Here is a 21,751-nt window from a genome sequence, read left to right on the forward strand (position 1 = left end):
GAGGCGGGCTTGTCATGCGGCAAGGTCGTGTTTAATCGGCCTTGATGGCTTCCACCTGGATGGCCAGCTTGACTTCCGGCGAGAACGCCGGCATGCCGTAGTTCAAGCCAAAGTCGCTGCGCTTGAATTCTGCCGTGGCATCGGCACCGCACACTTCACGCTTGTAGCGCGGGTGCATGATGCACTTGAACTTGCTCACGTTCAACTTGACGGGCTTGGTCACGCCCAGCAGGGTCAGTTCGCCATCGACTTCCACCAGTTGCTCGCCGTTGAACTTGAGCGACTTGCTCTTGTAGGTGATTTCAGGGAATTTCTCGACGTTGAACATGTCCGCTTTCTTCGCGTGCGTGTTCATGGCGTCCAGGCCGAAGTCGATCGAATCGGCATCAATGACGAGGTCCAGGCTGCCCGCCTTGGCGGCGCGGTCCAGGGTGACCGTCCCCTTGGTCTTGTTGAACTTGCCACGCCACACGGACATGCCCATGTGATCGGCTTCGAAGCTGGGGAAGGTGTGCGTCGGGTCGAGGTTGTAGGTGTCGGTAGCGGCCATGGCCGAACCCGCGCCGGCGGCTGCCAGCACGGCGATCATCAAGTGCTTAAGTTTCATCAATATCCTAAAAAGAATCGGTTGGTGGTGTGATTTTAATCAGTAGCGGTTGAAAAACGTTCAGGGCAAGGCGCCTTGCCGAAGGCAGTACGGAATAGTACGACGAGGCAAGAGCAACGCAGCCATGGACGTTTTCTCAGGTGTTACTGCGCGGCGACGTGGAACTTGATGGTGACCTCGTCGGCAACCATGCTCGTGTCTTTCCACTCGCCTTCGCCGATGTTGTAGGTCAGGCGCTTGATCGGCAGGGCGCCGTCGAACGCATATTTGCCGCCGTCGGCTTTCACCGTCAGGGGGAAGGTCACGTCGGTGGTCTTGCCTTTGATGCTCAGCTTGCCGCTGACCGTCAGCTTGCCCGCGCCAGCGGCCTTGATGCTGCTCGAGACGAAGGTGGCTTTCGGGAACTGGGCCGCGTTGAACCATTCTTTCTTGGCCACTTCCTTGTTGTATTCCGGGTCGCCGATATCGATGCTGGCCGTCTCGATTTCCACCGATGCTTTCGACGCATCCGGCGTGGCCGGGTTGTAATCGATGGCGATATTGAATTTCTTGAACTTCGCTTCCACGGGCACGTTCATTTGCTTGAACACGGCCGACACGCTGGTCTTGGCGGGATCGACTTTCAGCAGGGTGGCGGCAGTGGCGGCCACGGACAGGCCCAGCAGGGAAGCGAGGACGATGCGTTGGGTGGTTTTCATCTTATTTTTCCTGGAGTTTCAGTGAGCAAAGCAGATTAAGAAGGGCTTGGAACGCCGGACAAAACCGCAAATCGCGACGCGCAGCAGGTTTGGTTCGACGTTCCTATGGCAGCATGCGCTTCAGTACGCCATCGCGGTCGATGAACTGGTGCTTCAGCGCCGCCAGCACATGGGCGGCCACGGCGGCGGCCATCGTCATGTTCAGAACATAATGAATCTCTTTTAAAAGCGGCTTAAGTTCCGGGTTCGGCGCCATGATGACGGGCAGCTGGAACAGGCCCAGGTAGACCACGGGAACGCCGGCGGCCAGGGTGTACAGGTAGCCGGAGACGGGCACGGCGAAGATCAGGATATACAGCAGCACGTGCATGGCGTCGGCCGCCTTCTTTTGCCAGGCCACCATGCTGGCAGGGTGCGGTGGCGGCACATTGGCCTTGCGCCACAACAGGCGGATGGCGGCGATAGCCAGCACGGTCACGCCCAGCCACTTATGCCACGAGAAATATTTGAGCTTGGTGGGCGTCAGGCCGGGAATATCGACCATGACCAGGCCCATGACGAAGGCGCTGATGATCAGCAGGGCGGTCAGCCAGTGCAGGATGATGGCGGTGGTGGTGTAGCGTTGCATCGACGGCTTTCTTGAAAGTAGTACGTGTTAGGACTAATTCGGCCTAATATACCAAAGAAAAGCAAATTGCGCTGCGTGCTGCAGATTCTACAAGAAAGATTGCCGGAAAAACCGCGGGGCGGGCAGCATTTGTGTGCTGGCCGCCCCGCGGGAGTGGGATCGTGAAGATCCCCATGTGGAAACTGCTTAGATGGCTTTGGCCAATTGCGCGGCGATACCGATGTAGTTAGCCGGCGTCATGGTCAGGAGCACGTCCTTGGCATCCTGCGGAATGGCCAGGCCATTGACGAAGGTTTGCAGCGCTTCTTTCGAGATGCCCTTGCCGCGCGTCAGCTCTTTCAGCTGCTCGTACGGGTTTTCGATGCCATAGCGGCGCATCACGGTTTGCACGGGCTCGGCCAGCACTTCCCACGTCGCGTCCAGGTCTTGCGCCAGGCGCGCATGGTTCACTTCCAGCTTGTTCAGGCCGCGCAGGCAGCTGTCATAGGCCAGCAGGGTGTAACCGAGGCCCACGCCGATATTGCGCAGCACGGTCGAATCGGTCAGGTCGCGCTGCATGCGCGAGACGGGCAGTTTTTCCGACAGGTGTTTCAGCACGGCGTTGGCCAGGCCCAGGTTGCCTTCCGAGTTTTCGAAGTCGATCGGGTTGACCTTGTGCGGCATGGTCGAGGAACCGATTTCGCCCGCTTTCAGTTTTTGCTTGAAGTAGCCCAGCGACACGTACGTCCAGATGTCGCGGTTCAGGTCCAGCAAGATCGTGTTGGCGCGCGCGAAGGCGTCGAACAGTTCAGCCATGTAGTCGTGCGGCTCGATCTGGATGGTGTACGGGTTGAAGACCAGGCCCAGGCGCTGTTCGATGACGGCCTGCGAGAATGCCGGCCAGTCGAAGCCGGGGTAGGCGGACAGGTGGGCGTTGTAGTTGCCGACGGCGCCATTCATCTTGCCGAGGATTTCCACTTGCTCGATGCGTTTCACGGCGCGCTGCAGGCGGGCCACGACGTTGGCAAATTCCTTGCCCAGGGTGGTCGGGCTGGCCGTCTGGCCGTGCGTGCGCGACAGCATCGGCACGTCCGCATTGTCGTGCGCGATTTGCGTCAGCCTGGTCACCAAGCTTTGCAGGGCCGGCAGCATCACGCCGTCGCGCGCGGCTTTCAGCATCATGCCGTGCGAAGTGTTGTTGATGTCTTCCGAGGTGCAGGCGAAATGGATGAATTCCGACGCCGCCACCAGTTCCGGCACGTCCGCCACTTGTTCCTTCAGCCAGTACTCGACGGCCTTGACGTCATGGTTGGTGACCGCTTCGATGGCCTTGATGCGGGCCGCGTCGGCTTCCGAGAAGTCGGCTGCCATCTTGTCGAGCAGGGCGCTCGCTTCGGCCGAAAAAGGCTTGATTTCGGCGAAACCGGCTTGCGACAGCGCTTGCAGCCAGGAGATTTCCACTTTCACGCGGTGGTGCATGAAACCGGCTTCGGACAGGATCGGGCGCAGCAGATCGGTCTTGCTGGCGTAGCGGCCATCGAGCGGAGACAGGGCCGACAGCGTGGAATACGGAGTAGTAGAAGTCATGAGAGCGGACGCAAGTTAAAGAAACGGTTGGCGTGTGGCGCGCGGGGAGGGCAGGGCTATTGCAATACAGCAACACTGACGGCGCCACAGTAAAGGGCGATTTTACCACCGCTGGCCGCTGGCCAGCCGTCCGTTGGCCGCCGGCACGCCGCTTTTGGACCGAATCCGGCGCCGATGCGGCGTGCCTGCCACACCCGCCGGGCCGCCGGGCGCGTGCTGCCAAACAGCGCTGCCGCCGATGCTATACTGCTTGCTGCTCCCTTACCTTAAAGTACCTATGAAACTGATCGGTTCCCTCGCCAGCCCGTATGTCCGCAAAGCCCGCATCGTGCTGGCGGAAAAAAAGCTCGACTATGTCTTCGAGCTGGAAAACGTGTGGGTGCCGGAAACCCGCATCGCCCAGGCCAATCCCCTGGGCAAGGTGCCCTGCCTGGTGATGGAGGATGGCAGCACCTTGATCGATTCGAAAGTCATCGTCGAATACCTCGACACGCTCACGCCCGTGTGCAAGCTGCTGCCGGCCGGCGGCAACGGCCGCGAGCGGGCCGACATCAAGAACTGGGAAGCGCTGGCCGACGGCATTCTCGACGCGGGCGTGCTGGTGCGCCTGGAGCGCACGCAGCGCCCGCCCGAGCAGCAAAGCGCGGCCTGGATCGCGCGCCAGCTGGACAAAGTCACCCTGGGCCTGGCGGCGCTGGAAGCGCGCCTGGGCGAGAGCGCATATTGCGCCGGCAAGAACTACACCCTGGCCGACGTGGCCGTGGGCTGCACCCTGGGCTGGCTCAGCTTCCGCTTCCCGGAAATCGACTGGCGCGCCGATCACCCCGCGCTGGCGCGCCTGTTCGACAAACTGTCCGAACGGCCATCGTTCAAGGATACCGTGCCGCAGTAAAGGCGCGGACGTAAAAAAACCGGCGATTGCCGGTTTTTTTATCTGCCTCGAAGAAAAATTACTCCTCAATCGCCATCTGGCTTTGCAGGTAGTTCTGGATGCCGACTTTGGCGATCAGGTCGATCTGCGTTTCCAGCCAGTCGATATGTTCTTCCGTGTCTTCCAGGATCATCAGGAACAGGTCGCGCGAGACGTAGTCGCCCGCTTTTTCGCTGATGGCGATGCCTTCCTTGACGGTGGCGTGCGCGGCGCGTTCCAGCTTCAAGTCGCATTCCAGCATTTCCGGCGTGTTCTCGCCGATCAGCAGCTTGTGCAGCGCTTGCAGGTTCGGCAGGCCGTCGAGCATCAGGATGCGGTCGATCAGCTTGTCGGCGTGTTTCATTTCGCCGATCGATTCTTCGTATTCCTTCTTGCCCAGCTTCTCCAGGCCCCAGTGCTTGTACATGCGCGCATGCAGGAAGTACTGGTTAATGGCCGACAGTTCGTTGGTGAGCTGTGCGTTGAGCATGCGGATGACTTCTTTATCGCCCTTCATGGGATTTCCTTTGTTCTGTGTCGCGTTCGATGATGAAACCGGAGGCTGCTGGCGTTCACTGCCGGGTGGCGCTGGCTGCCTGGTGGCGCGCAGGTTGCCGGTTTCGCTATGCCCGCATGATAGCGCAAAATATGGGCGATTTCGGGCGGTAAACGGCATTTTTCCGTCTTTTTAACGTAAATATCGTGCGAATAAAACCCATTCTCAAATGGATTGGCACATTTTTCCGTTTTTTATTTGCTAAGGAAAATGATGGCCATTCTCATTCGCGTTCCTGGCGCTTTTTTGCTGCTGCTGGCGCGCCTGCATGGCCGCGCTGAAAAGGCGTGAAATGTTGGTCCGTTCTTGCTTTTGTGTCTTCTTGGGCGCTGCCGGCGATGCGATAATCAGGCAGCGATATTTACTGAAAAAGGATAGCAAGATGATGCTGCATATACCCGGCGTGCTGACGCCGGAACAGGTCACGCAGTTTCGCCAGCGCCTGGCGCAGACGGACTGGGTCGACGGGCGCGCCAGCGTCGGGGCACAAGGCGCGCAAGTCAAGCGCAACCGCCAGCTGGCGGAAGGTTCGCCGCTGGCGCTGGAACTGGGCGAGATCGTCAGCCGTGCGCTGATGGCCAATCCCCTGTTCTTTTCCGCCGTGCTGCCGCTGCGCATCCTGCCGCCGTTCTTCAACAGCTATGCGGGCGGCGAGCACTATGGCCTGCATATCGACGGCGCCATCCGCACGCCGAAAAACGGCATGCAATCGATGCGCGCCGACGTCTCGTCGACCGTGTTTTTGAGCGAGCCGGACGAGTACGAAGGCGGCGAGCTGGTGGTGGTCGACGCGTATGGCACGCATGAAGTGAAATTGCCGGCCGGCGACGTGATCGTGTATCCGTCGAGCAGCGTGCATCAGGTACTGCCCGTCACCAGCGGCGAGCGCATCTGCTCCTTCCTGTGGACGCAAAGCATGGTGCGCGAGGATTGGAAGCGCAGCATGCTGTTTGAGCTCGATCAAAACATCCAGAGCGTGCGCGGAGAACACGGCGATTCGCCGGCGACGGTGGGCTTGACGGGGCATTATCACAACCTGCTCAGGATGTGGGCGGAGATGTAGCGCGCAAAAAAAAGTCTGCCTGGCCCGGGGATGTAGGCTGGCAGACTGAAACAAGCAGTTGCTTGACTGGTACAGAAAACAGGGCGCAAAAAAGCAAGCAGGGCACAGGGTGCGGTGCTTGCGGGCTGGCAGCGGCGCAAGGGCCGCCGGAAGGCTAGCTCAGTTGGAAGGTCAGCGGTACTAACACGTACACGGGAACAGGCTTGCCGTTTTCGATCATCGGCTTGAACAGCGCGCGCTGGGCGGCCTGGCGGCCCGCTTCGTCGAGGTTGCCGTAGCCGGTCGATTTATGGATCAGGATTTGCTCGGGCAAGCCCTTTTCATTGATCAGGATGCGCAACACCACGGTGCCGCTCTCGCCCAGGCGGCGCGACAGATTCGGGTAGATCAGTTGCGGCGCCTTGATGTATTCGACGCTGCTGACGGTGCGCGGCGTCGACGGCGCCGGAGGCGTGGGCGACGGTGTCGATGGCGCTGTCGGCGCAGCGGTGGCAACCGGTGCCGCTTCGGCGCGCGTCGGCTGCGGCGGCGTGATCGTCGGTTCGCTCGGCGCCACGGCGATCAGCGGCAGCGGCGGGATCACGGCGCGCGGCACGGGGGCGCTCAATTCCACGGTTTTCGGTACGGACGGCGCTGGCGGCTTGGGCGGCGCCGGCGGGGCGATGATGCTGATGGTGGTGATGGTCGGCATGGCCGCCGTGACCACGCGGCTCAGCAGGCCGCTCTGGATGGCGTAAAAGCCGGCGATGTGCAGGACGACGATGGCCATCAGCGGCGCGAATTTGTTGCGCTTCTTGTCGAAGTCGGCAAATTGCTGCACGGCCTGCACCGTTACGGGCGGGGGCATCATCGTCATGGCGTTCATCGCTTTCTTTAGTTTGTCAGTACAGCTCGCATCAATACGGTTTCTTGCAGCGCCACGGTGGCGTTCAGGTGATCGTTCAGCACTTCCCGCGCGCAGGTGTGGCATTTGCCGCAGCAGGTGGCCACGCCCAGGTCGCGGCGCAGTTCGGCCATGCTGGACAGGCCAAGATCGACGGCTTGACGGATTTCACGATCAGATATGTTGTTGCAGACACATACAATCATTGATACACCTTCTGGCTGGAGGATGAACAGACACTAGTGCTGGAAAGCATTGTTGCTAGTGTTTTAATGAGAATCATTATCATTACGTTTCATTGTCGCGCAAAGCGGGGGACAATGCAAGTGATTTTGATCAAGTGTGCGGCAGTTGGCGGCCTGGCGCCGCAGCTTCACAGGCCATGTTTCCGAATGACGCAGCCCTTGATGGGGGCGGCTCTCCGGGCTAAATAAAAACTATTCGCATTCATGTTTATAATGCTGGTATTGTCTCGGACGGTCGCCGTCTGGACGGATTGAATGGCCGCTTGTCGGTAATGCGCAACAGTTGCGTTTTACGTCACAAACCTGGAACCGGTGCAAGGCGCCTTGCGCCGTCGCCGGTATCAGGTGTTCTTAATTTGAACGGAATTTGCTCATGACTCTAGTTCCACCCATGATGACGCTCGATGCGCTGGCAGTCGGCCAGAGCGGCACGGTGTTGCATATCACGCCCCACACGGCAGGACAGACGGAGGACGGCGTCGACCTGGCCCGCCGCCTGATGGAGCTGGGATTCGTTCCCGGCGAACGAATCCGCATGCTCAAGCGCGGCATTCCCGGCGGCGATCCGCTGGCCATCAAGGTCGGCAATGCCACGTTCGCACTGCGCCGCTTCGAAGCGGCGCTGATTACGATTCAACCGCTGCTTCAACCGGAATGACCATGGGTGCTGTCGAAACTATCGTGGATGCAGGCGTGCACAAGCCGCCGCATCAGCCACAAATTGCCTTGCTGGGCAATCCGAACTGCGGCAAGACCGCCCTGTTCAACCGTTTGACGGGCGCGCGCCAGAAAGTGGCGAACTACGCCGGCGTGACCATCGAGCGCAAGGAAGGCCATTTCACCTCGCCAGCCGGCAAGCCCGTGCGCTTGCTCGACCTGCCGGGCGCCTACAGCCTGTCGGCCACCACGCCCGATGAAGCCATCACGCGCGACGTGGTGGGCGGCTTGCGCCGCGGCGACCCGCGTCCGGACGCCATCATCTGCGTTGTCGACGCCACCAACCTGCGCCTGAATCTGCGCCTGGTGCTGGAAGTCAAGCGCCTGGGCCTGCCCATGCTGCTGGCGCTGAACATGACGGACGTGGCGCGCAAGCGCGGCATGCTGATCGACACGGTGAAACTGTCGCAGGAACTGGGCATGCCCGTGGTGGAAACCGTGGCGGTGCAGCACGATGGCGAAAAAGCCCTGCTGAACGCCATCGACGCCATGCTGCCGCTGCCGGCCGTGGCAGCGAAACCGCTGGCGGCCATCGATGCCGTCACCGTCGAAGAAACCCAGCGCGAAGTGCGCCGCATCCTGTCCGCCGTCAGCAATGACACGAGCGACAAGGGCAACCTGACGGAAAAGATCGACGACGTGGTGCTGCACCCCGTGTTCGGCCCCATCATCCTGGCCGTGCTGATGTTCCTGATCTTCCAGGCCGTGTTTGCCTGGGCCGCCACGCCGATGGAAATGATCACCGATGGCGTGGGCCACCTGGGCGCCGTACTGACGGCGAACATGCCAGACGGTCACCTGAAAAGCCTGCTGGTGGAAGGCATCATCGGCGGCGTCGGCAGCGTGCTGGTGTTCCTGCCGCAGATCCTGATCCTGTTCTTCTTCATCCTGAGCCTGGAAGACTGCGGCTACCTGCCGCGCGCCGCCTTCCTGCTGGACCGCCTGATGGGCGGCGTGGGCCTGTCCGGCCGCGCCTTCATCCCGCTGCTGTCGAGCTTTGCCTGCGCCATTCCCGGCGTGATGGCGGCGCGTACCATCCAGAATCCGCGCGACCGCCTGGTCACCATCATGATCGCGCCGCTGATGACGTGTTCGGCGCGCCTGCCCGTGTATGCGCTGATCATCGCCGCCTTCATCCCGGAACGCCAGGTATGGGGCTATCTGAGCCTGCAAGGCCTGGTGCTGTTCGTGCTGTACTTCGCCGGCATCATCTCGGCCATGGCCGTGGCCTGGGTCATGAAGCGCGGCATGGGCGTGCGCGGCAACCAGCCGCTGATGCTGGAATTGCCCGCCTATCACTGGCCGCACTTGCGCAACCTGGCCGTCAGCCTGTGGGAGCGCGCGAAGATCTTCCTCACGCGCGTCGGTACCATCATCCTGAGCCTGATGATCATCCTGTGGTTCCTCAGCACCTTCCCCGGCGCGCCGGATAACGCCATCCACCCGCCGATCTACTACAGCCTGGCCGGCATCCTGGGCCGCGGCCTGGAAGTGATCTTCGCGCCCATCGGCTTCAACTGGCAGATCTGCATCGCGCTGGTGCCGGGCATGGCGGCGCGCGAAGTGGCCGTCGGCGCCCTGGGTACCGTGTATGCGCTGTCGCAGACGGGCGATGCGCTGGCCACCACCCTGGAGCCGCTGATCGCCCATTCGTGGTCGCTGGCGACCGCGCTGTCCTTGCTGGCCTGGTATGTGTTCGCGCCGCAGTGCCTGTCGACGCTCTCCGTGGTCAAGCGCGAGACGGGCGGCTGGCGCTATCCGCTGCTGATGGCCGGCTACATGTTTGCCCTGGCGTATGCCGCCTCGTTCATCACGTACCGCGTCGCCCTGATGCTGGGCGCTTAGGAGAAAACCATGTGGCAAACCCTCATCGTCGCCCTGATCGTCGCAGCCGCGCTGTTGCATTTTTCAACCAAGTACCTGCCGGCGGGCGTGCGCCGCGCCATCGTGCGGGGCCTCGTGCGCTGCGGCCTCGATGAAGCGAAGATGTCGACCTTCTTCAAGGTGGCGCCGGGCTGCGGCAGCGGTTGCGGTTCCTGCGGCTCGTGCGACAGCCCGCCGCCGCCGTCAAGCGCGCCGCCAGCCGATGGCAGCAGCAAGCGCGTGATACTGATGCAGGTGCAGCGCTAATTGCAGTGTAGCCACGGGCGCGCCCGTGGGCTACACTGGGCTTTCCGCATGGCAAGGAGTGGCAATGGCGATACTGTTGATCTTCATGTTTTTGTTTGCGGTCGCCACCTGGCTGCTGGCCAGCCGGCGCGGCCGCCACGGGGGACTGTGGTTCGGCATCGGCCTGTTTCTCGGACCGTTTGCCTTGCTGGCGGTGGCGGCCTTGCCGCCGGTGCTGGCGCGCTGACCTTGTATGATTAAAACCCGCAAGCGCGGGTTTTTTTTACGCCTGCGCATCCGCGTGGCGCAGCCGGTACTGGCGCGGCGAGCAAGCCATGACGCGCTTGAAGGCGTGGCTGAAGGCGCTGTCGGAATCGTAGCCCAGCGCCTGCGCGATCAAGGTGACGGGCGCGCTGCCGCCCTTCAGGCGCCGCGTGGCCAGGCGCATGCGCCAGCGCAGCAGATAGTCGAGCGGCGTTACGCCCACCCGCTTCTTGAAGTGCAAGGCAAAGGCGGAGCGCGACTGCCCCGCGACGGCAGCCAGCTGCGACAAGGTCCAGCGCCGCGCCGGTTGCGCGTGCATGGCCTCGATGGCGGCGCGCAGCCGTGGATCGGCCAGCGCGAACAGCCAGCCCACCGGGTGCGAGGCCTGCGCTTCAAGATACTGGCGCAGCATTTGCAGCAGCATCATGTGGCCAAGGTGGCGCGTCATCAGCGCCGCGCCGGGCGCCGTCGCCTGCAGTTCCTGCGCCAGCCGTTGCAAGGCCCAGTGCAGCACGCTGGCCTGGTCCGTATCGCCGCGCACGTGCAGCAGCGGCGGCAGGCAGTCGAGCAGGATGGCCGCCTCGTCGCCAAAGTGGAAGCGCCCGCCGATGAGGAAGAAATCGTGCTGCGGCGCGCCGTGGCGGGCCACGCCCTGCTGCGTGTACCGGTACACTTCCAGCGCTGGCGCGGCCGGCAAGCCGGGCGTGCTGGCCAGGGTGAACGCGCGTCCCGGCGCCAGCAGGAAGCAGTCGCCCGTCTGCAGCTGCACGGGAGCGTCGATACCCGCGACCGTCAGCCAGCAAGCGCCTTCGATCACGGCGTTGAACTTGATGCCGTCCGGCGGTGGAAAATCGATGGCCCACTCGCCGCCCGCCTTCAGGCCGGCAAAGTAGGAGCTGCGCGTATCAAACAGCGAGAGTACATCGGAGAGCAAATCCATGGTGGCGGCAATTCTGGACGATGGCGATAGTATTGCGGATTTTACGCCATTCACCGTCCAGAACTGCTCGCGCAAAATACGCATGTCGCCAGCCATCCCGCGCTGGCCACCCACATGCAGAGGCAGACATGACATACGGCGATCACAGGCAAATTCCCCTTCATTCCGGCTTCGGCGCGGCCACGACCGCCAGCGAGGTGCTGGCTGGCCGCGACCTGTCCGGCGTGCAGGCCATCGTCACGGGCGGCGCGTCGGGCCTGGGGCTGGAAACGGTGCGCGTGCTGGCTGGCGCCGGCGCCAGGGTGCTGGTGCCGGCGCGCGACCAGCATCAGGCGCAAGCGGCCCTGGCCGGCATGGCTGGCGTGGAGGTCGCGGTGCTCGACCTGTTCGATCCGCAATCGATCGACGCATTCGCGGCCGCCTTCCTTGCCACCGGCCGCACCCTGCACCTGCTGGTGAACGGCGCCGGCATCATGGCCATGCCCTTGCTGCGCGATGCGCGTGGCTACGAGGCGCAGTTCGCGACGAATCACCTGGGGCATTTCCAGTTGACGGCGCGCCTGTGGCCCGCCTTGCGGCAGGCGCAGGGCGCGCGCGTCGTGTGCGTGTCGTCGCTGGGACACCGGCAGGCGGGCGTCGACCTGGACGACCCGCATTTCCTGCGCCAGCCGTACGACAAATGGCGCGCATATGCGCAGTCGAAAAGCGCCAATGCGCTGTTTGCCGTGGAACTGGACCGTCGCGGCGCGGCGCACGGCGTGCGCGCCTTTTCGCTGCATCCGGGCGCCATCCTGACGCCGCTGGTGCGCCACCTGGACCAGGATGATTTGCGCAGGGTGGGAGCGCTTGACGATGCGGGCCACGTGAATCCGCCGCCGCAGTCGGGTTTCAAGAATGTGGCGCAGGGAGCGGCCACCACCGTCTGGTGCGCCACCAGCGCGCAGCTTGAGGGCATTGGCGGCGTGTATTGCGAGGATGGCGATATCGCCCCCTTGGTGGAGGACGACAGCATGGGGCCGGGCGTGCGGCGCTGGGCCATCGATCCCGGGCAGGCAAGCCGGCTATGGATGCTGAGCGAACAGATGACGGGCGTGCGCTTCGATTGCGACGCGGCATAAAAAATGCCGGGCAAGGCCCGGCATGTGCAGGAGGGGGCGTGGCTTTACGCCTTGCCCGCCAGTTTTTCCACCACGGGCACCAGCGCGGCCGGGCGGCAGCCGAAGGCGGCCAGGCGGCCTTGCGCATTCGGCGCCAGGTCCAGGTCATACGGCAGGCGGCCCGCCACCAGCCACAGTTTATCCTGCGGCAGGGCGTCGACGAGGCGTCGCTGGCCGTCGACGAACATGGCGTTATACGTTTGCAGCACGATCTGCTGCGCGCCTTGCGCAAAGGCGATGGCCGCATTGACTTCTTCGTCCAGCGCCTCGGCCGACAAGGCGTACTCGCGCACGTCCAGGCCCGCTTCGAGCAGCGCCGGCAGCATCGAGCTGCGCGCTTCCTTGTTGCGGCCCAGCGCCACTTCGTCGATTTCGCTGCGCGAACGCACTTCCACCGTCAGCAGGGTCACGGGCAGGCCCGCGTCGAGCGGGCGGTAGTCGCCCTGCACGCGCAATGCCGCTTTTTGCAGCAGCTGCGACAGGGCCATGGCGGCCGGCTGCATCAGCGCCGGCGGGGTGAGCGGGCGCGCGCGCCAGTCGCGCACGGCGCGGTTGCGCTTGAGTTCAGCCACGCGGGCACAGGCCGCGTCGATGCGGGAGAGCGCGATGTCGCCGCGCTGCACGGCGGCGATGACGGCGTCGATGGCGGCCGTCTGCTGTGCTTCGCGGTGCGAAATGAGGACGATGTCGGCGCCTGCCTGCAAGGTAGCGATGGCGCCCTGGGCGATGCCGATGCCGTCGGCAATCGCCGCCATTTCCAGGCAGTCGGTGATGACGACGCCCTTGTAACCCATTTCACCGCGCAGCAGGTCCGTCAGCACGCCTTGCGACAGGGTGGCCGGCACGCTGGTGTCGGACTCGAAGGCGGGGAAGACCACGTGCGCCGTCATGATGGCGTCGACGCCGCCGGCAATGGCCGCGCGGAAGGGCGCCAGTTCCACGGCGCGCAGGCGTTCCTTGTCGTGCGGGACCAGGGCCATGGCGTAATGCGTGTCGATGGCCGTGTCGCCGTGGCCGGGGAAGTGCTTGGCGGTGACGGCCATGCCGCTGGCGCGCTGGCCGCGCATGGCCGCCATGCCGTAGTCGATGACGGTGGCGGCATCCTCGCCATACGCGCGCACGCCGATGACGGGGTTGTTGCGGTTGTTGTTTACGTCCAGCACGGGGGCGAGCAGCAGGTTGATGCCCACCTGGCGCATTTCATCGCCGCTGATCTGGTTCATGCGTTCGCAATCGTCGATGGAGCCGGCCGCCTGGAAAGCCATCGCGGCGGGAATCGGCGTGACGCCCTGCTCGATGCGCATCACCATGCCGCCTTCCTGGTCGATGGAGATCAGCAGCGGAATGTCGGATACTTCCGCGTTGATCTCCTGCAGTTCGCGGCACAGGGCGGACACTTGCGCGGGCGTGTGCACGTTGCGGCGGAACAGGATCACGCCGCCCACCTTCTTGTCGCGTATCAAGGTCTTGATATGCTCGTCCGCCTGCAGGGCGTCGAAGCCCACCATGAATAGCTGTCCTACTTTCTCGCGCAAACCCTGCTCCATGCTGCAACTCCTCCGGTATTCATTCTGATGACGACAAGTCCGTATTGTGGCCCGCGGCGGCGCAATGGAGCGCTCACCGGAAAGCTGCCTTGGTTTTGACCTTATTTTGGTATTGTATTGGATTTGGGTTTTTGCGCAAGTGGTTATTAAGTGGTATTGCTCCACTTGCGCAAAGCCGGGTTCAATCCAGGCGCTGGAACGATGCCGATTGCGCCTTCGGCCAGTACAGGCCGAACACGGGCGGCAGCTGCGGCAGCTGGCTCGGGTCGAGCAGCTGGCCCGCTTCGAGGAAGGGCAGCAGGGCCGAGGCCAGTTTCACCTGGTTCGGCGAGATGCGGCGCACCAGGTGGTGCGGGCGCAGTTCCTGCGGATGCGCCAGGCCGGCGGCGGCGATCAGTTCGGCCAGCGCCTTCATGGTGTTCTGGTGGAAGTGCGCCACGCGCGAGATCTTGTCCGACACCACCAGCGCACGCTGGCGCTGCGGGTCTTGCGTGGCCACGCCCGTGGGGCAGCGGTCCGTATGGCAGCTTTGCGATTGGATGCAGCCCAGGGCGAACATGAAGCCGCGCGCCGAATTGCACCAGTCGGCGCCCAGCGCCAGCAGGCGGGCGATGTCGAAGGCCGTGATGATCTTGCCCGAGCAGCCGATCTTGATCCTGTCGCGCAGGTTGGCGCCCACCAGGGTGTTATGCACGAGCACCAGCGCTTCCTGCAGCGGCGTGCCCACGTGGTCCGTAAATTCCAGGGGCGCGGCGCCCGTGCCCCCTTCGCTGCCGTCGACAACGATGAAGTCGGGCGTGATGCCCGTTTCCAGCATGGATTTGACGATGGCGAAGAATTCCCACGGGTGGCCGATGGCGAGCTTGAAGCCTGTCGGCTTGCCACCGGAGAGCGTGCGCAGGCGGTCGATGAAGTGCAGCATTTCCAGCGGCGTGGAAAAGGCGCTGTGCGCGGCCGGCGAGATGCAATCCTCGCCCACCATCACGCCGCGCGTGGTGGCGATCTCGATCGTCACTTTCGGCCCCGGCAGCACGCCGCCGTGGCCCGGCTTGGCGCCCTGCGACATTTTTAGCTCGATCATTTTCACCTGCTCGGAGCTGGCGTTGGCGATGAAGCGTTCCTCGGAAAACGTGCCGTCCTGGTTGCGGCAGCCGAAGTAGCCGGAGCCGATTTCCCACACCAGGTCGCCGCCGTTTTCGCGGTGGTAGGGGCTGATGCTGCCTTCGCCCGTGTCGTGCATGAAGCCGCCGCTGCGCGCGCCGCCGTTCAGGGCCAGGATGGCGTTGGCCGACAGGGCGCCAAAGCTCATCGCCGAGATGTTGAAGACGCTGGCCGAATACGGTTTTGAGCGCGGGCAGTCCGGATGGTTGCCGATGTCGATGCGGAAGTCGTGGCCCGTCACCTTGGCGGGGGCGATGGAATGGTTGATCCATTCATAGCCAGCTTCGTACACGTCGAGCTGGGTGCCGAACGGGCGCTTGTCCGTCTGTTCCTTGGCGCGCTGGTAGACGATGCTGCGCTGGCTGCGCGAGAACGGCGTCGCCTCGCTGTCGCTTTCCAGGAAATACTGGCGGATTTCGGGGCGGATGCTTTCAAAAAAGAAGCGGAAGTGCGCGAGGATGGGGTAATTGCGGCGCAGGGCGCGCTTCGTTTGCAGCAGGTCGCTGATGCCGACCAGGGTCAGCGCGCCGGCCAGCACGGGCAGCCAGTAGTGATCGTAGTAAAACAGGGACAGGACAAAGATGGCTGCCGTCGCAATGAAGGTCAGGTAGCGAAATGGTACTAGGTGCATGGGCACTCCGGGGAAGTCAGGCTGATATTGCTGAGTGTACCGGTGATTTGTAGATCTTGCTGACTGGCAAAGTGTACTGTCAGAGTGACGCTATCCATACGTGCGACACCTGACAAAACCGTAGCGAGCGGTAGCGATTTGTGGCCGAGAAGCGCAACCGTACTTTAGTACGGTGAGCATCGCCGGCCGCAAAGCGCGACGCGCAGTAGGTTTGGTCAGGTGTTCACCGTTGTGCGGCGCGGATGCGCTCGACCCGTTCGGCGCTGGCCGGATGGCTCGACAGGTACGGCGTGCCGTGGTCCAGCTTGCCCAGGGCGACAAACACCTGCGCCAGGTGTTCCAGCGGGATGCCGTTCTGGCGCAGCATGGCGATCGCGTAGTCGTCCGCGTCGCGTTCGACATCGCGCGAGTACTTCAAGTCCAGCAGCAGCGGCGGCAGGGTCGCCACCACCGTCGACACGTCGCCGAACAGCAGCGCGGCGCCGGCACCCACGGCCGAGGTCTGGATGATGCGCCGCGTCAGGTGGCGCTGCTGCAAGTGTCCCAGTTCATGCGCCAGCACGCCCATGATGGCCTGGTCGTCCGGCAGCAGTTCGATCATTTCATCGGTCAGCACGATGTCGCCGGACGGCAGGGCAAACGCGTTCGGGCCGATCTTGCTCTTGCGAAACACGATGCGGTGCTCGGGCGTGCTGTCGCCGGGCGTGGCCAGGCGCGCGAACTGGGCGCGCAAGGCTTGCTGGCGCGCGCCATCGAGCTGGCTGGGCGCGAATACATGGCGGTCCAGCATGTCGAGCACGCCCTGGCCCAGCTGCCGTTCGACCGACTGCGGCAGGGTGTACGCGATGCCCTTGGCCGCCAGCGGCAGCAGGTATTGATAGCTGAGCCACAGGGCCACGATGGTGGCCACCGTGGCCAGCAGGGCGCCGCGCCAGCTTTGCTGCAGCCGCACCACCCAGCCGTCGCGGTGGCCCGTGTCGTGCAGCAGGCTGTTGAAGGCTGCCTGGTCGGCGATTTCCAGGTAGGCGCCGTCGGCAAAGCTGACCTTGCGCACGGCGTGGCTGCTGCGTTCGGACACGTGCAGCTCGCCCAGCGGGCAGCTGCGCTCGATGTCGCCGGCCAGCACGGCCTGGCCATCGCGCACGCTGAGCGTGACGTGGTACAGGCGCGAGGTCTGGCCGTCGAAATAGCGCGCGGGCACGGGTGCCGCGCCCGGCGCGTGGTGATCGAGCGTCATGCTACAGCGACAGGTCGAAGTCCAGCAGGTCGACCACGCCTTCGCCCGTGGCCGACACTTGCTGGCCCGTGGCGGCGACAAATTCGTCCAGGCTGCCGTGCACCAGCATGGACGTCGCTTCCAGGCGGTACTTCAGCCAGCGCACGTGGGCGAATGGCGTAAACAGGCCCAGGGTGACGACGATGCCCAGCAGGTTGCTCAGCATGACGAAGGTGGTGCGGCCCCACGTCAACTGCGACTGGAACTGGTGCTGCTGCAGGCGCGTGTGGTTCCAGATCAGGTTCTGGATCATGGTCAGGAACAGCGGCAGCACGGTGAACGCCCACAGGTACAGGGCGCCGATGGCAAACAGCAGGCTGCCAACTTTGGTCTTGTCATTCGCATTAGCCGCAAACGAGGCGAACACGCTGCCGAAGACGACGAAAATCAGGACCAGCAAGCCGCCCAGCAGCAACGCGAAGAACAGCAAATAGGTCTTGTAGAAGCTGCCGACCGTGGCGTCAAAGCTGAAATGGGTGGCGCCGAAACGGCTTTGCGTGTGCTGGAAGCGCTTCAGGCGCTGGTGCAGGAAAGGCGTCATCAGGCCGCCCGTGAAGGTATTCAGGATGGGCAGCCATAGGAAGTACTTGTAGGCTTCCTTGGCGCTGCCGCCAAAGCCGAAGCGGATGCCGCGGTAGCTGGTGTTGTACAGCTTGAATTGCAGGCTTTTCCAGACCAGCCAGGGCAGGATGGCGGCCAGCAGCACGAACATCAGCAAGCCCACGACGGGCGAGACCTGGAAGGCGATGTTGTAGCCGGCGATCAGCACCACGGCGGCGATACGGCCTTTCAGGATGGCGACGGCGTTGCCGTGGTATTCGAAGCTGCCGCCCGCCAGGTGGGTGCTCGAGTAAAAGTAGCGGTTGCGGCGCACCTTGGCCCAGGCGGAATAAATGCCCAGGGTGACGATGCTCAGCAGCAGGTTGACGATCCAGATACGGAAGTATTCGCTGCCGGTGGCGCTGAAGGTGATGGCTTCTTGTCGGGGAGTAGTGTTGTTTGCGTCGAAATCCACAGGGGTTTCCTTACTTATTGGAAACAAAACAAGATAAGGGATTATTGAAAAGTTATCAATTGAAAATACTGTTTTTCGCAATTTTTTCGTCGATTCGCTTGCGCTGGCCCGATCCGGCCGTCCCCGGCTATACTGGAACTCAACCATTGTTACCGGGAAAACCATGATCGTCGTCCACCATCTGAACAATTCGCGCTCGCAGCGCGTGCTCTGGCTGCTCGAGGAATTGGGCCTCGACTACGAGGTCAAGCGCTACCAGCGCGACCCGAAGACCATGCTGGCGCCCGCTTCGCTGAAGGCCGTGCATCCGCTGGGCAAGTCGCCCGTGATCACGGATGGCGCCAACACCATCGCCGAATCGGGCGCCATCATCGACTACCTGGTCGAGCGCTACGGCAATGGCCGCTTGATCCCGGCGGCGGGCACGCCGGACAAGCTGCGCTGGACCTACTGGCTGCATTTCGCGGAAGGCTCGGCCATGCCGCCGCTGCTGCTGAAGCTGGTGTTCGACAAGGTCGAGTCGTCGCCGATGCCGTTTTTCGTCAAACCCATCGCACGCGGCATCGCCAGCAAGGTCAAGAGCAGCTTCATCATGCCCAATATCAACAGCCAGCTGGCCTACATGGAAGCGGAGCTGGAAAAAACCAAATGGTTTGCCGGCAATGAATTCACGGCGGCCGACATCCAGATGAGCTTTCCGCTGGAAGCGGCGGCCATGCGCGGCGGACTCGACGAGCGCCTGCCGAAGCTGACGGCCTTCCTGCAGCGCATCCATGCACGCCCGGCCTACCAGCGCGCGCTGGAAAAAGGCGGGCCCTACGATTTCGTCAAATAAGCGGCATTCAAGGCCGATATGCGGGGAACCATACGGTAAAATGCCCGATTCAACCAGCATCCACTTACCGCATGGCCAGACTCCTCGCTATCGACGGCTTGAATATCGTACGCCGCGTCTACGAAGCCAGTCCTGAACCCGATTCCGACCTGAAGGCGGAGATCGCGCTGCGCCATGCGCTGTCGTCGTTCCGCACCCTCATCAACGACCACGAGCCGACGCACATCCTGCCGGCCTTCGACTTTGGCGGCCCCACCTGGCGCCACGCCCTGTATGCCGGTTACCGCGAGGGGCGCCAGCCCATGCCGCAGGTGCTGCGCGACGCCTTGCCCGGCTTTTACGCCACGCTGGCCAGCTTCGGCATGCACGTGGTCAGCATTCCCGAGGTCGAGGCCGACGACGTGATCGGTACGGCCGTCATGCGCTGGCTGCACGAGGGGCGCGGCGCGGCCGTCATCGCCACCACCGACAAGGATTTGCACGGCTTGATCGCCCACGGCGCGCTCGTGTGGGACCATTTCAAGGGCATCTGGCACGACCACGCCTGGGTCGAGAAAAAGTTCGGCGTGCCGCCGGAACTGCTGCCCGACCTGCTGGCGCTGATGGGCGACGTCACCGACAGTATCCCCGGCGTGTCGAAGATCGGCCTGAAGACGGGCGCGAAACTGTTGCGCGCCTACGGCAATATCGATGCCGTGATGGCTGGCGCGGGCATTTTGCCGGGCGCGCTGGGCGAAAGCCTGCGAAAAGAGCGGGAAATACTGTATCTTTCAAGAAAGTTAGTGGCGCTGAAAACGGATGTCACGTTAGGCGTGACCTGGAACAAGCTCGTGTGGGAAAAATAGAGCTCTTTTGGCCAGAACACGGAATAAATCAAGCAAGGAAAGTAATCATGATGTTAAAGACAGTCCTGATCGATAGCAGCGCCGTGGCGCGCGGCCTGCTGAACACGGTCCTGACCGATGGCGGCTACGATGTCTGCGGGCAGACGCATACCAGCGCGCTGGGGCTGGCGCTGCTGGTCAAGCACCACCCGCATTTCGTGTGCATCGCGCGCGAGCAGGTGGAAGACGGGAGCAATGTGGTGCAGACCATCCGCGCCCAGTATCCGAAGACGCTCATTTTCATGGTCTCGGGCGGCATCGACGCCGCCTCGCTGCAGGCGGCCCACGCCATGGGCGTGTCGGGCTTCATCGTGAAACCGTTCATGGCCGACACGGTCCTGAAAACCGTGCGCAATACCGTCATTGCCATGGTGCGCAAGCAGCAGGCACTCGCTGCCGCCGCGCAAGGCAATTCCTAGACGCCGCTCAGGCCTGTGGCGCTGGCGATGATGCCGCCGCCAAGGCACACGTCGCCGTCATACAGCACGGCCGACTGGCCGGGCGTGACGGCCCATTGCGCCTGGTCAAACGCCAGGCTGAAGTGTTCATTCCCGTCCGGCAGCAGCTGGCAAGCCACGTCGGCCTGGCGGTAGCGCGTCTTGGCGCTCAAGGCGCCTGCCTGCGGTGCGCTGCCTGCCACCCAGCTGGCCTGGTCGGCCGTCAAGGATGGCGACAGCAGCCACGGGTGGTCATGGCCCTGCACCACCCACAGCGTGTTGTTGGCGATATCCTTGCGCGCCACATACCAGGCGTCGCTGCTGCCGTCCGCGTTCTGGTACGACTTCACGCCGCCGATGCCGATGCCCTTGCGCTGGCCCAGCGTATAAAAACTCAGTCCCACGTGTTCGCCCACGGTCTTGCCGTCGGCCGTCTTCATCGGGCCCGGCTTGTAGGACAGGTAGCGGTTCAAAAATTCGCGGAACGGGCGTTCGCCAATAAAACAGATGCCCGTCGAATCCTTCTTTTGCGCGTTCGGCAGGGCCAGTTTCTCGGCGATCTGGCGCACTTGCGTCTTCGGGATTTCACCGAGCGGGAACAAGGTCTTGGACAGCTGCGCCTGGTTCAAACGGTGCAGGAAGTAGCTTTGATCCTTGCTGGCGTCGACGGCTTTCAGCAGCTCGTAGCGGCCCGCATCGGTGGGCGCCTGGCGCACGCGCGCATAGTGGCCGGTGGCGATCAGGTCGGCGCCCAGGGTCATGGCGTGGTCGAGGAAGGCCTTGAACTTGATTTCGGCGTTGCACAGCACGTCCGGGTTCGGCGTGCGGCCGGCCTGGTATTCGCGCAAGAAATCGGCGAACACGCGGTCCTTGTATTCGGAGGCGAAATTGACGGCTTCGATATCGACGCCGATGACGTCGGCCACGCTGGCCGCGTCGATCCAGTCCTGGCGCGTGGAGCAGTATTCCGAATCGTCGTCATCTTCCCAGTTTTTCATGAACAGGCCGATGACTTCATAGCCTTGTTCCTTCAGCATCCATGCCGCGACCGAGGAATCGACCCCGCCCGACATGCCGATAACGACTTTCTTCTTGCTCATCTTGCTTTCCAGTTACTTTAATAATATGGCAATGCGTATTGCTATGCGCTATTGAAAACGGACGCATGCGTGTGCAGCAGGGCCAGCGGCGCGCGCCGGCCCGCCAGGTATTCGTCCACGCACTGCAGCACCAGCGGGCTGCGGTGGCGTTCCTGGCACGCCGCCAGCTCGTCGCGCGTCATCCACAGGGTGCGGATGATGCCTTCGTCCAGCGGGCGGTCATGCTCGGCGCCGGCCGTGCCGCAAAAGGTGAAGCGCAAATAGGTCACGTCCTCGCCCGTGCGCAGTGACTGATAGCGCGACATGTACATGCCGACCAGTGCCGTGGGGATGAAATCGTAGGCCGCTTCTTCCAGCGTTTCGCGGATCACCGCCTGTTCCAGCGACTCGAACGGGTCGAGGTGACCGGCCGGCTGGTTGAGCTTGATGCCTTCGCTGGTCTCTTCTTCAATCAGTAAAAACAGGCCGTCGCGCTCGACGATGGCGGCAACGGTGACAGAGGGTTTCCAGATTCTCGGCATG

At 63.1% G+C, this 21,751-nt stretch carries 24 protein-coding genes; 10 read left to right on the forward strand and 14 right to left on the reverse strand.

What is annotated here, in order from left to right:
* Positions 1-31: 31 nt before the first annotated feature.
* The 4 genes from CLU94_RS15340 to purB all read right to left on the reverse strand — a co-directional run bounded on the left by CLU94_RS15340 (position 32) and on the right by purB (position 3,499).
* The gene (locus CLU94_RS15340; RefSeq protein ID WP_077408818.1) at positions 32-607 is read right to left on the reverse strand and encodes a YceI family protein; all 576 of its coding nucleotides are present in this window, start codon (positions 605-607) and stop codon (positions 32-34) included.
* A gap of 143 nt (positions 608-750) precedes the next feature.
* Entirely contained in the window at positions 751-1,305 is a 555-nt protein-coding gene (locus tag CLU94_RS15345) for a YceI family protein (RefSeq protein ID WP_034778891.1), read from the reverse strand.
* A 103-nt stretch (positions 1,306-1,408) separates the two neighbouring features.
* Positions 1,409-1,933 (reverse strand): cytochrome b, encoded by a 525-nt coding sequence (locus CLU94_RS15350; RefSeq protein ID WP_046684510.1) that lies wholly within the window; start codon positions 1,931-1,933, stop codon positions 1,409-1,411.
* A gap of 186 nt (positions 1,934-2,119) precedes the next feature.
* Positions 2,120-3,499, reverse strand: coding sequence for an adenylosuccinate lyase (purB, locus tag CLU94_RS15355; protein WP_099666232.1), 1,380 nt, complete (start codon positions 3,497-3,499; stop codon positions 2,120-2,122).
* Between the two features lie 277 nt (positions 3,500-3,776).
* On the opposite strand from purB, the gene CLU94_RS15360 reads away from it, so the two are divergent.
* Entirely contained in the window at positions 3,777-4,391 is a 615-nt protein-coding gene (locus CLU94_RS15360) for a glutathione S-transferase N-terminal domain-containing protein (protein ID WP_099666233.1), read from the forward strand.
* A 58-nt stretch (positions 4,392-4,449) separates the two neighbouring features.
* Here CLU94_RS15360 and bfr read toward each other — a convergent pair whose 3' ends face one another.
* Complete coding sequence (gene bfr, locus CLU94_RS15365; protein WP_034745609.1) at positions 4,450-4,926, reverse strand: bacterioferritin; 477 nt, start codon at positions 4,924-4,926, stop codon at positions 4,450-4,452.
* Positions 4,927-5,347: 421 nt separating this feature from the next.
* Here bfr and CLU94_RS15370 point away from each other — a divergent pair, with 421 nt between their 5' ends.
* Positions 5,348-6,028, forward strand: a complete 681-nt coding sequence (locus CLU94_RS15370; RefSeq protein WP_077408815.1) for a Fe2+-dependent dioxygenase — start codon at positions 5,348-5,350, stop codon at positions 6,026-6,028.
* Between the two features lie 154 nt (positions 6,029-6,182).
* On the opposite strand, the gene CLU94_RS15375 is transcribed toward CLU94_RS15370, so the two are convergent.
* Together CLU94_RS15375 and CLU94_RS15380 are read right to left on the reverse strand one after the other, a co-directional pair.
* Positions 6,183-6,884, reverse strand: a complete 702-nt coding sequence (locus CLU94_RS15375) for an energy transducer TonB (protein ID WP_077409313.1) — start codon at positions 6,882-6,884, stop codon at positions 6,183-6,185.
* 17 nt (positions 6,885-6,901) lie between these two features.
* The gene (locus CLU94_RS15380; RefSeq protein WP_034745611.1) at positions 6,902-7,117 is read right to left on the reverse strand and encodes a (2Fe-2S)-binding protein; all 216 of its coding nucleotides are present in this window, start codon (positions 7,115-7,117) and stop codon (positions 6,902-6,904) included.
* A gap of 412 nt (positions 7,118-7,529) precedes the next feature.
* Between CLU94_RS15380 and CLU94_RS15385 the strand changes: the two genes are divergently transcribed.
* The 4 genes from CLU94_RS15385 to CLU94_RS28405 all read left to right on the forward strand — a co-directional run bounded on the left by CLU94_RS15385 (position 7,530) and on the right by CLU94_RS28405 (position 10,229).
* A complete protein-coding gene (locus CLU94_RS15385) occupies positions 7,530-7,814 on the forward strand; it encodes a FeoA family protein (protein ID WP_077408814.1) in 285 nt (94 codons plus the stop codon).
* Positions 7,811-9,718, forward strand: a complete 1,908-nt coding sequence (gene feoB, locus CLU94_RS15390) for a ferrous iron transporter B (RefSeq protein ID WP_373610055.1) — start codon at positions 7,811-7,813, stop codon at positions 9,716-9,718. The genes CLU94_RS15385 and feoB overlap by 4 nt, the downstream gene beginning before the upstream one ends.
* Positions 9,719-9,727: 9 nt before the next feature.
* The gene (locus CLU94_RS15395; protein ID WP_099666235.1) at positions 9,728-10,003 is read left to right on the forward strand and encodes a hypothetical protein; all 276 of its coding nucleotides are present in this window, start codon (positions 9,728-9,730) and stop codon (positions 10,001-10,003) included.
* Positions 10,004-10,067: 64 nt separating this feature from the next.
* Positions 10,068-10,229, forward strand: coding sequence for a hypothetical protein (locus CLU94_RS28405; RefSeq protein WP_180278671.1), 162 nt, complete (start codon positions 10,068-10,070; stop codon positions 10,227-10,229).
* Positions 10,230-10,265: 36 nt separating this feature from the next.
* On the opposite strand, the gene CLU94_RS15400 is transcribed toward CLU94_RS28405, so the two are convergent.
* Positions 10,266-11,186: an AraC family transcriptional regulator gene (locus CLU94_RS15400; protein ID WP_099666236.1), complete on the reverse strand. Its 921-nt coding sequence runs from the start codon at positions 11,184-11,186 to the stop codon at positions 10,266-10,268.
* Positions 11,187-11,314: 128 nt separating this feature from the next.
* Between CLU94_RS15400 and CLU94_RS15405 the strand changes: the two genes are divergently transcribed.
* Positions 11,315-12,304: an oxidoreductase gene (locus tag CLU94_RS15405; RefSeq protein ID WP_099666237.1), complete on the forward strand. Its 990-nt coding sequence runs from the start codon at positions 11,315-11,317 to the stop codon at positions 12,302-12,304.
* Positions 12,305-12,348: 44 nt separating this feature from the next.
* Here the strand turns inward: CLU94_RS15405 and nagZ are convergent, their stop codons facing one another.
* The 4 genes from nagZ to CLU94_RS15425 form a co-directional block, all read right to left on the reverse strand.
* Complete coding sequence (gene nagZ / locus CLU94_RS15410; RefSeq protein WP_099666238.1) at positions 12,349-13,890, reverse strand: beta-N-acetylhexosaminidase; 1,542 nt, start codon at positions 13,888-13,890, stop codon at positions 12,349-12,351.
* A 181-nt stretch (positions 13,891-14,071) separates the two neighbouring features.
* A complete protein-coding gene (locus tag CLU94_RS15415; RefSeq protein WP_099666239.1) occupies positions 14,072-15,682 on the reverse strand; it encodes an FMN-binding glutamate synthase family protein in 1,611 nt (536 codons plus the stop codon).
* A gap of 223 nt (positions 15,683-15,905) precedes the next feature.
* The gene (locus CLU94_RS15420) at positions 15,906-16,919 is read right to left on the reverse strand and encodes a M48 family metallopeptidase (RefSeq protein WP_099666240.1); all 1,014 of its coding nucleotides are present in this window, start codon (positions 16,917-16,919) and stop codon (positions 15,906-15,908) included.
* A gap of 1 nt (position 16,920) precedes the next feature.
* Positions 16,921-17,973 (reverse strand): YjgN family protein, encoded by a 1,053-nt coding sequence (locus CLU94_RS15425; RefSeq protein WP_257218824.1) that lies wholly within the window; start codon positions 17,971-17,973, stop codon positions 16,921-16,923.
* 163 nt (positions 17,974-18,136) lie between these two features.
* Here CLU94_RS15425 and CLU94_RS15430 point away from each other — a divergent pair, with 163 nt between their 5' ends.
* The 3 genes from CLU94_RS15430 to CLU94_RS15440 all read left to right on the forward strand — a co-directional run bounded on the left by CLU94_RS15430 (position 18,137) and on the right by CLU94_RS15440 (position 20,111).
* Positions 18,137-18,808 carry a glutathione S-transferase gene (locus CLU94_RS15430; protein ID WP_099666242.1) on the forward strand — a complete coding sequence of 224 codons (672 nt, stop codon included), beginning with the start codon at positions 18,137-18,139 and terminating at the stop codon, positions 18,806-18,808.
* Positions 18,809-18,879: 71 nt separating this feature from the next.
* Positions 18,880-19,653, forward strand: coding sequence for a 5'-3' exonuclease (locus CLU94_RS15435; RefSeq protein ID WP_077408804.1), 774 nt, complete (start codon positions 18,880-18,882; stop codon positions 19,651-19,653).
* A 50-nt stretch (positions 19,654-19,703) separates the two neighbouring features.
* Positions 19,704-20,111, forward strand: a complete 408-nt coding sequence (locus tag CLU94_RS15440) for a response regulator (RefSeq protein ID WP_034779039.1) — start codon at positions 19,704-19,706, stop codon at positions 20,109-20,111.
* On the opposite strand, the gene mnmA is transcribed toward CLU94_RS15440, so the two are convergent.
* On the reverse strand, positions 20,108-21,229 hold the full coding sequence (gene mnmA, locus CLU94_RS15445) for a tRNA 2-thiouridine(34) synthase MnmA (RefSeq protein ID WP_099666243.1): 1,122 nt from the start codon (positions 21,227-21,229) through the stop codon (positions 20,108-20,110). The genes CLU94_RS15440 and mnmA overlap by 4 nt on opposite strands.
* Positions 21,230-21,270: 41 nt before the next feature.
* On the reverse strand, positions 21,271-21,750 hold the full coding sequence (locus CLU94_RS15450; RefSeq protein ID WP_010401817.1) for an NUDIX hydrolase: 480 nt from the start codon (positions 21,748-21,750) through the stop codon (positions 21,271-21,273).
* Position 21,751 lies beyond the last annotated feature (1 nt).

This window comes from Janthinobacterium sp. 13, from assembly GCF_002749695.1.
GTDB lineage: Bacteria > Pseudomonadota > Gammaproteobacteria > Burkholderiales > Burkholderiaceae_D > Janthinobacterium > Janthinobacterium kumbetense.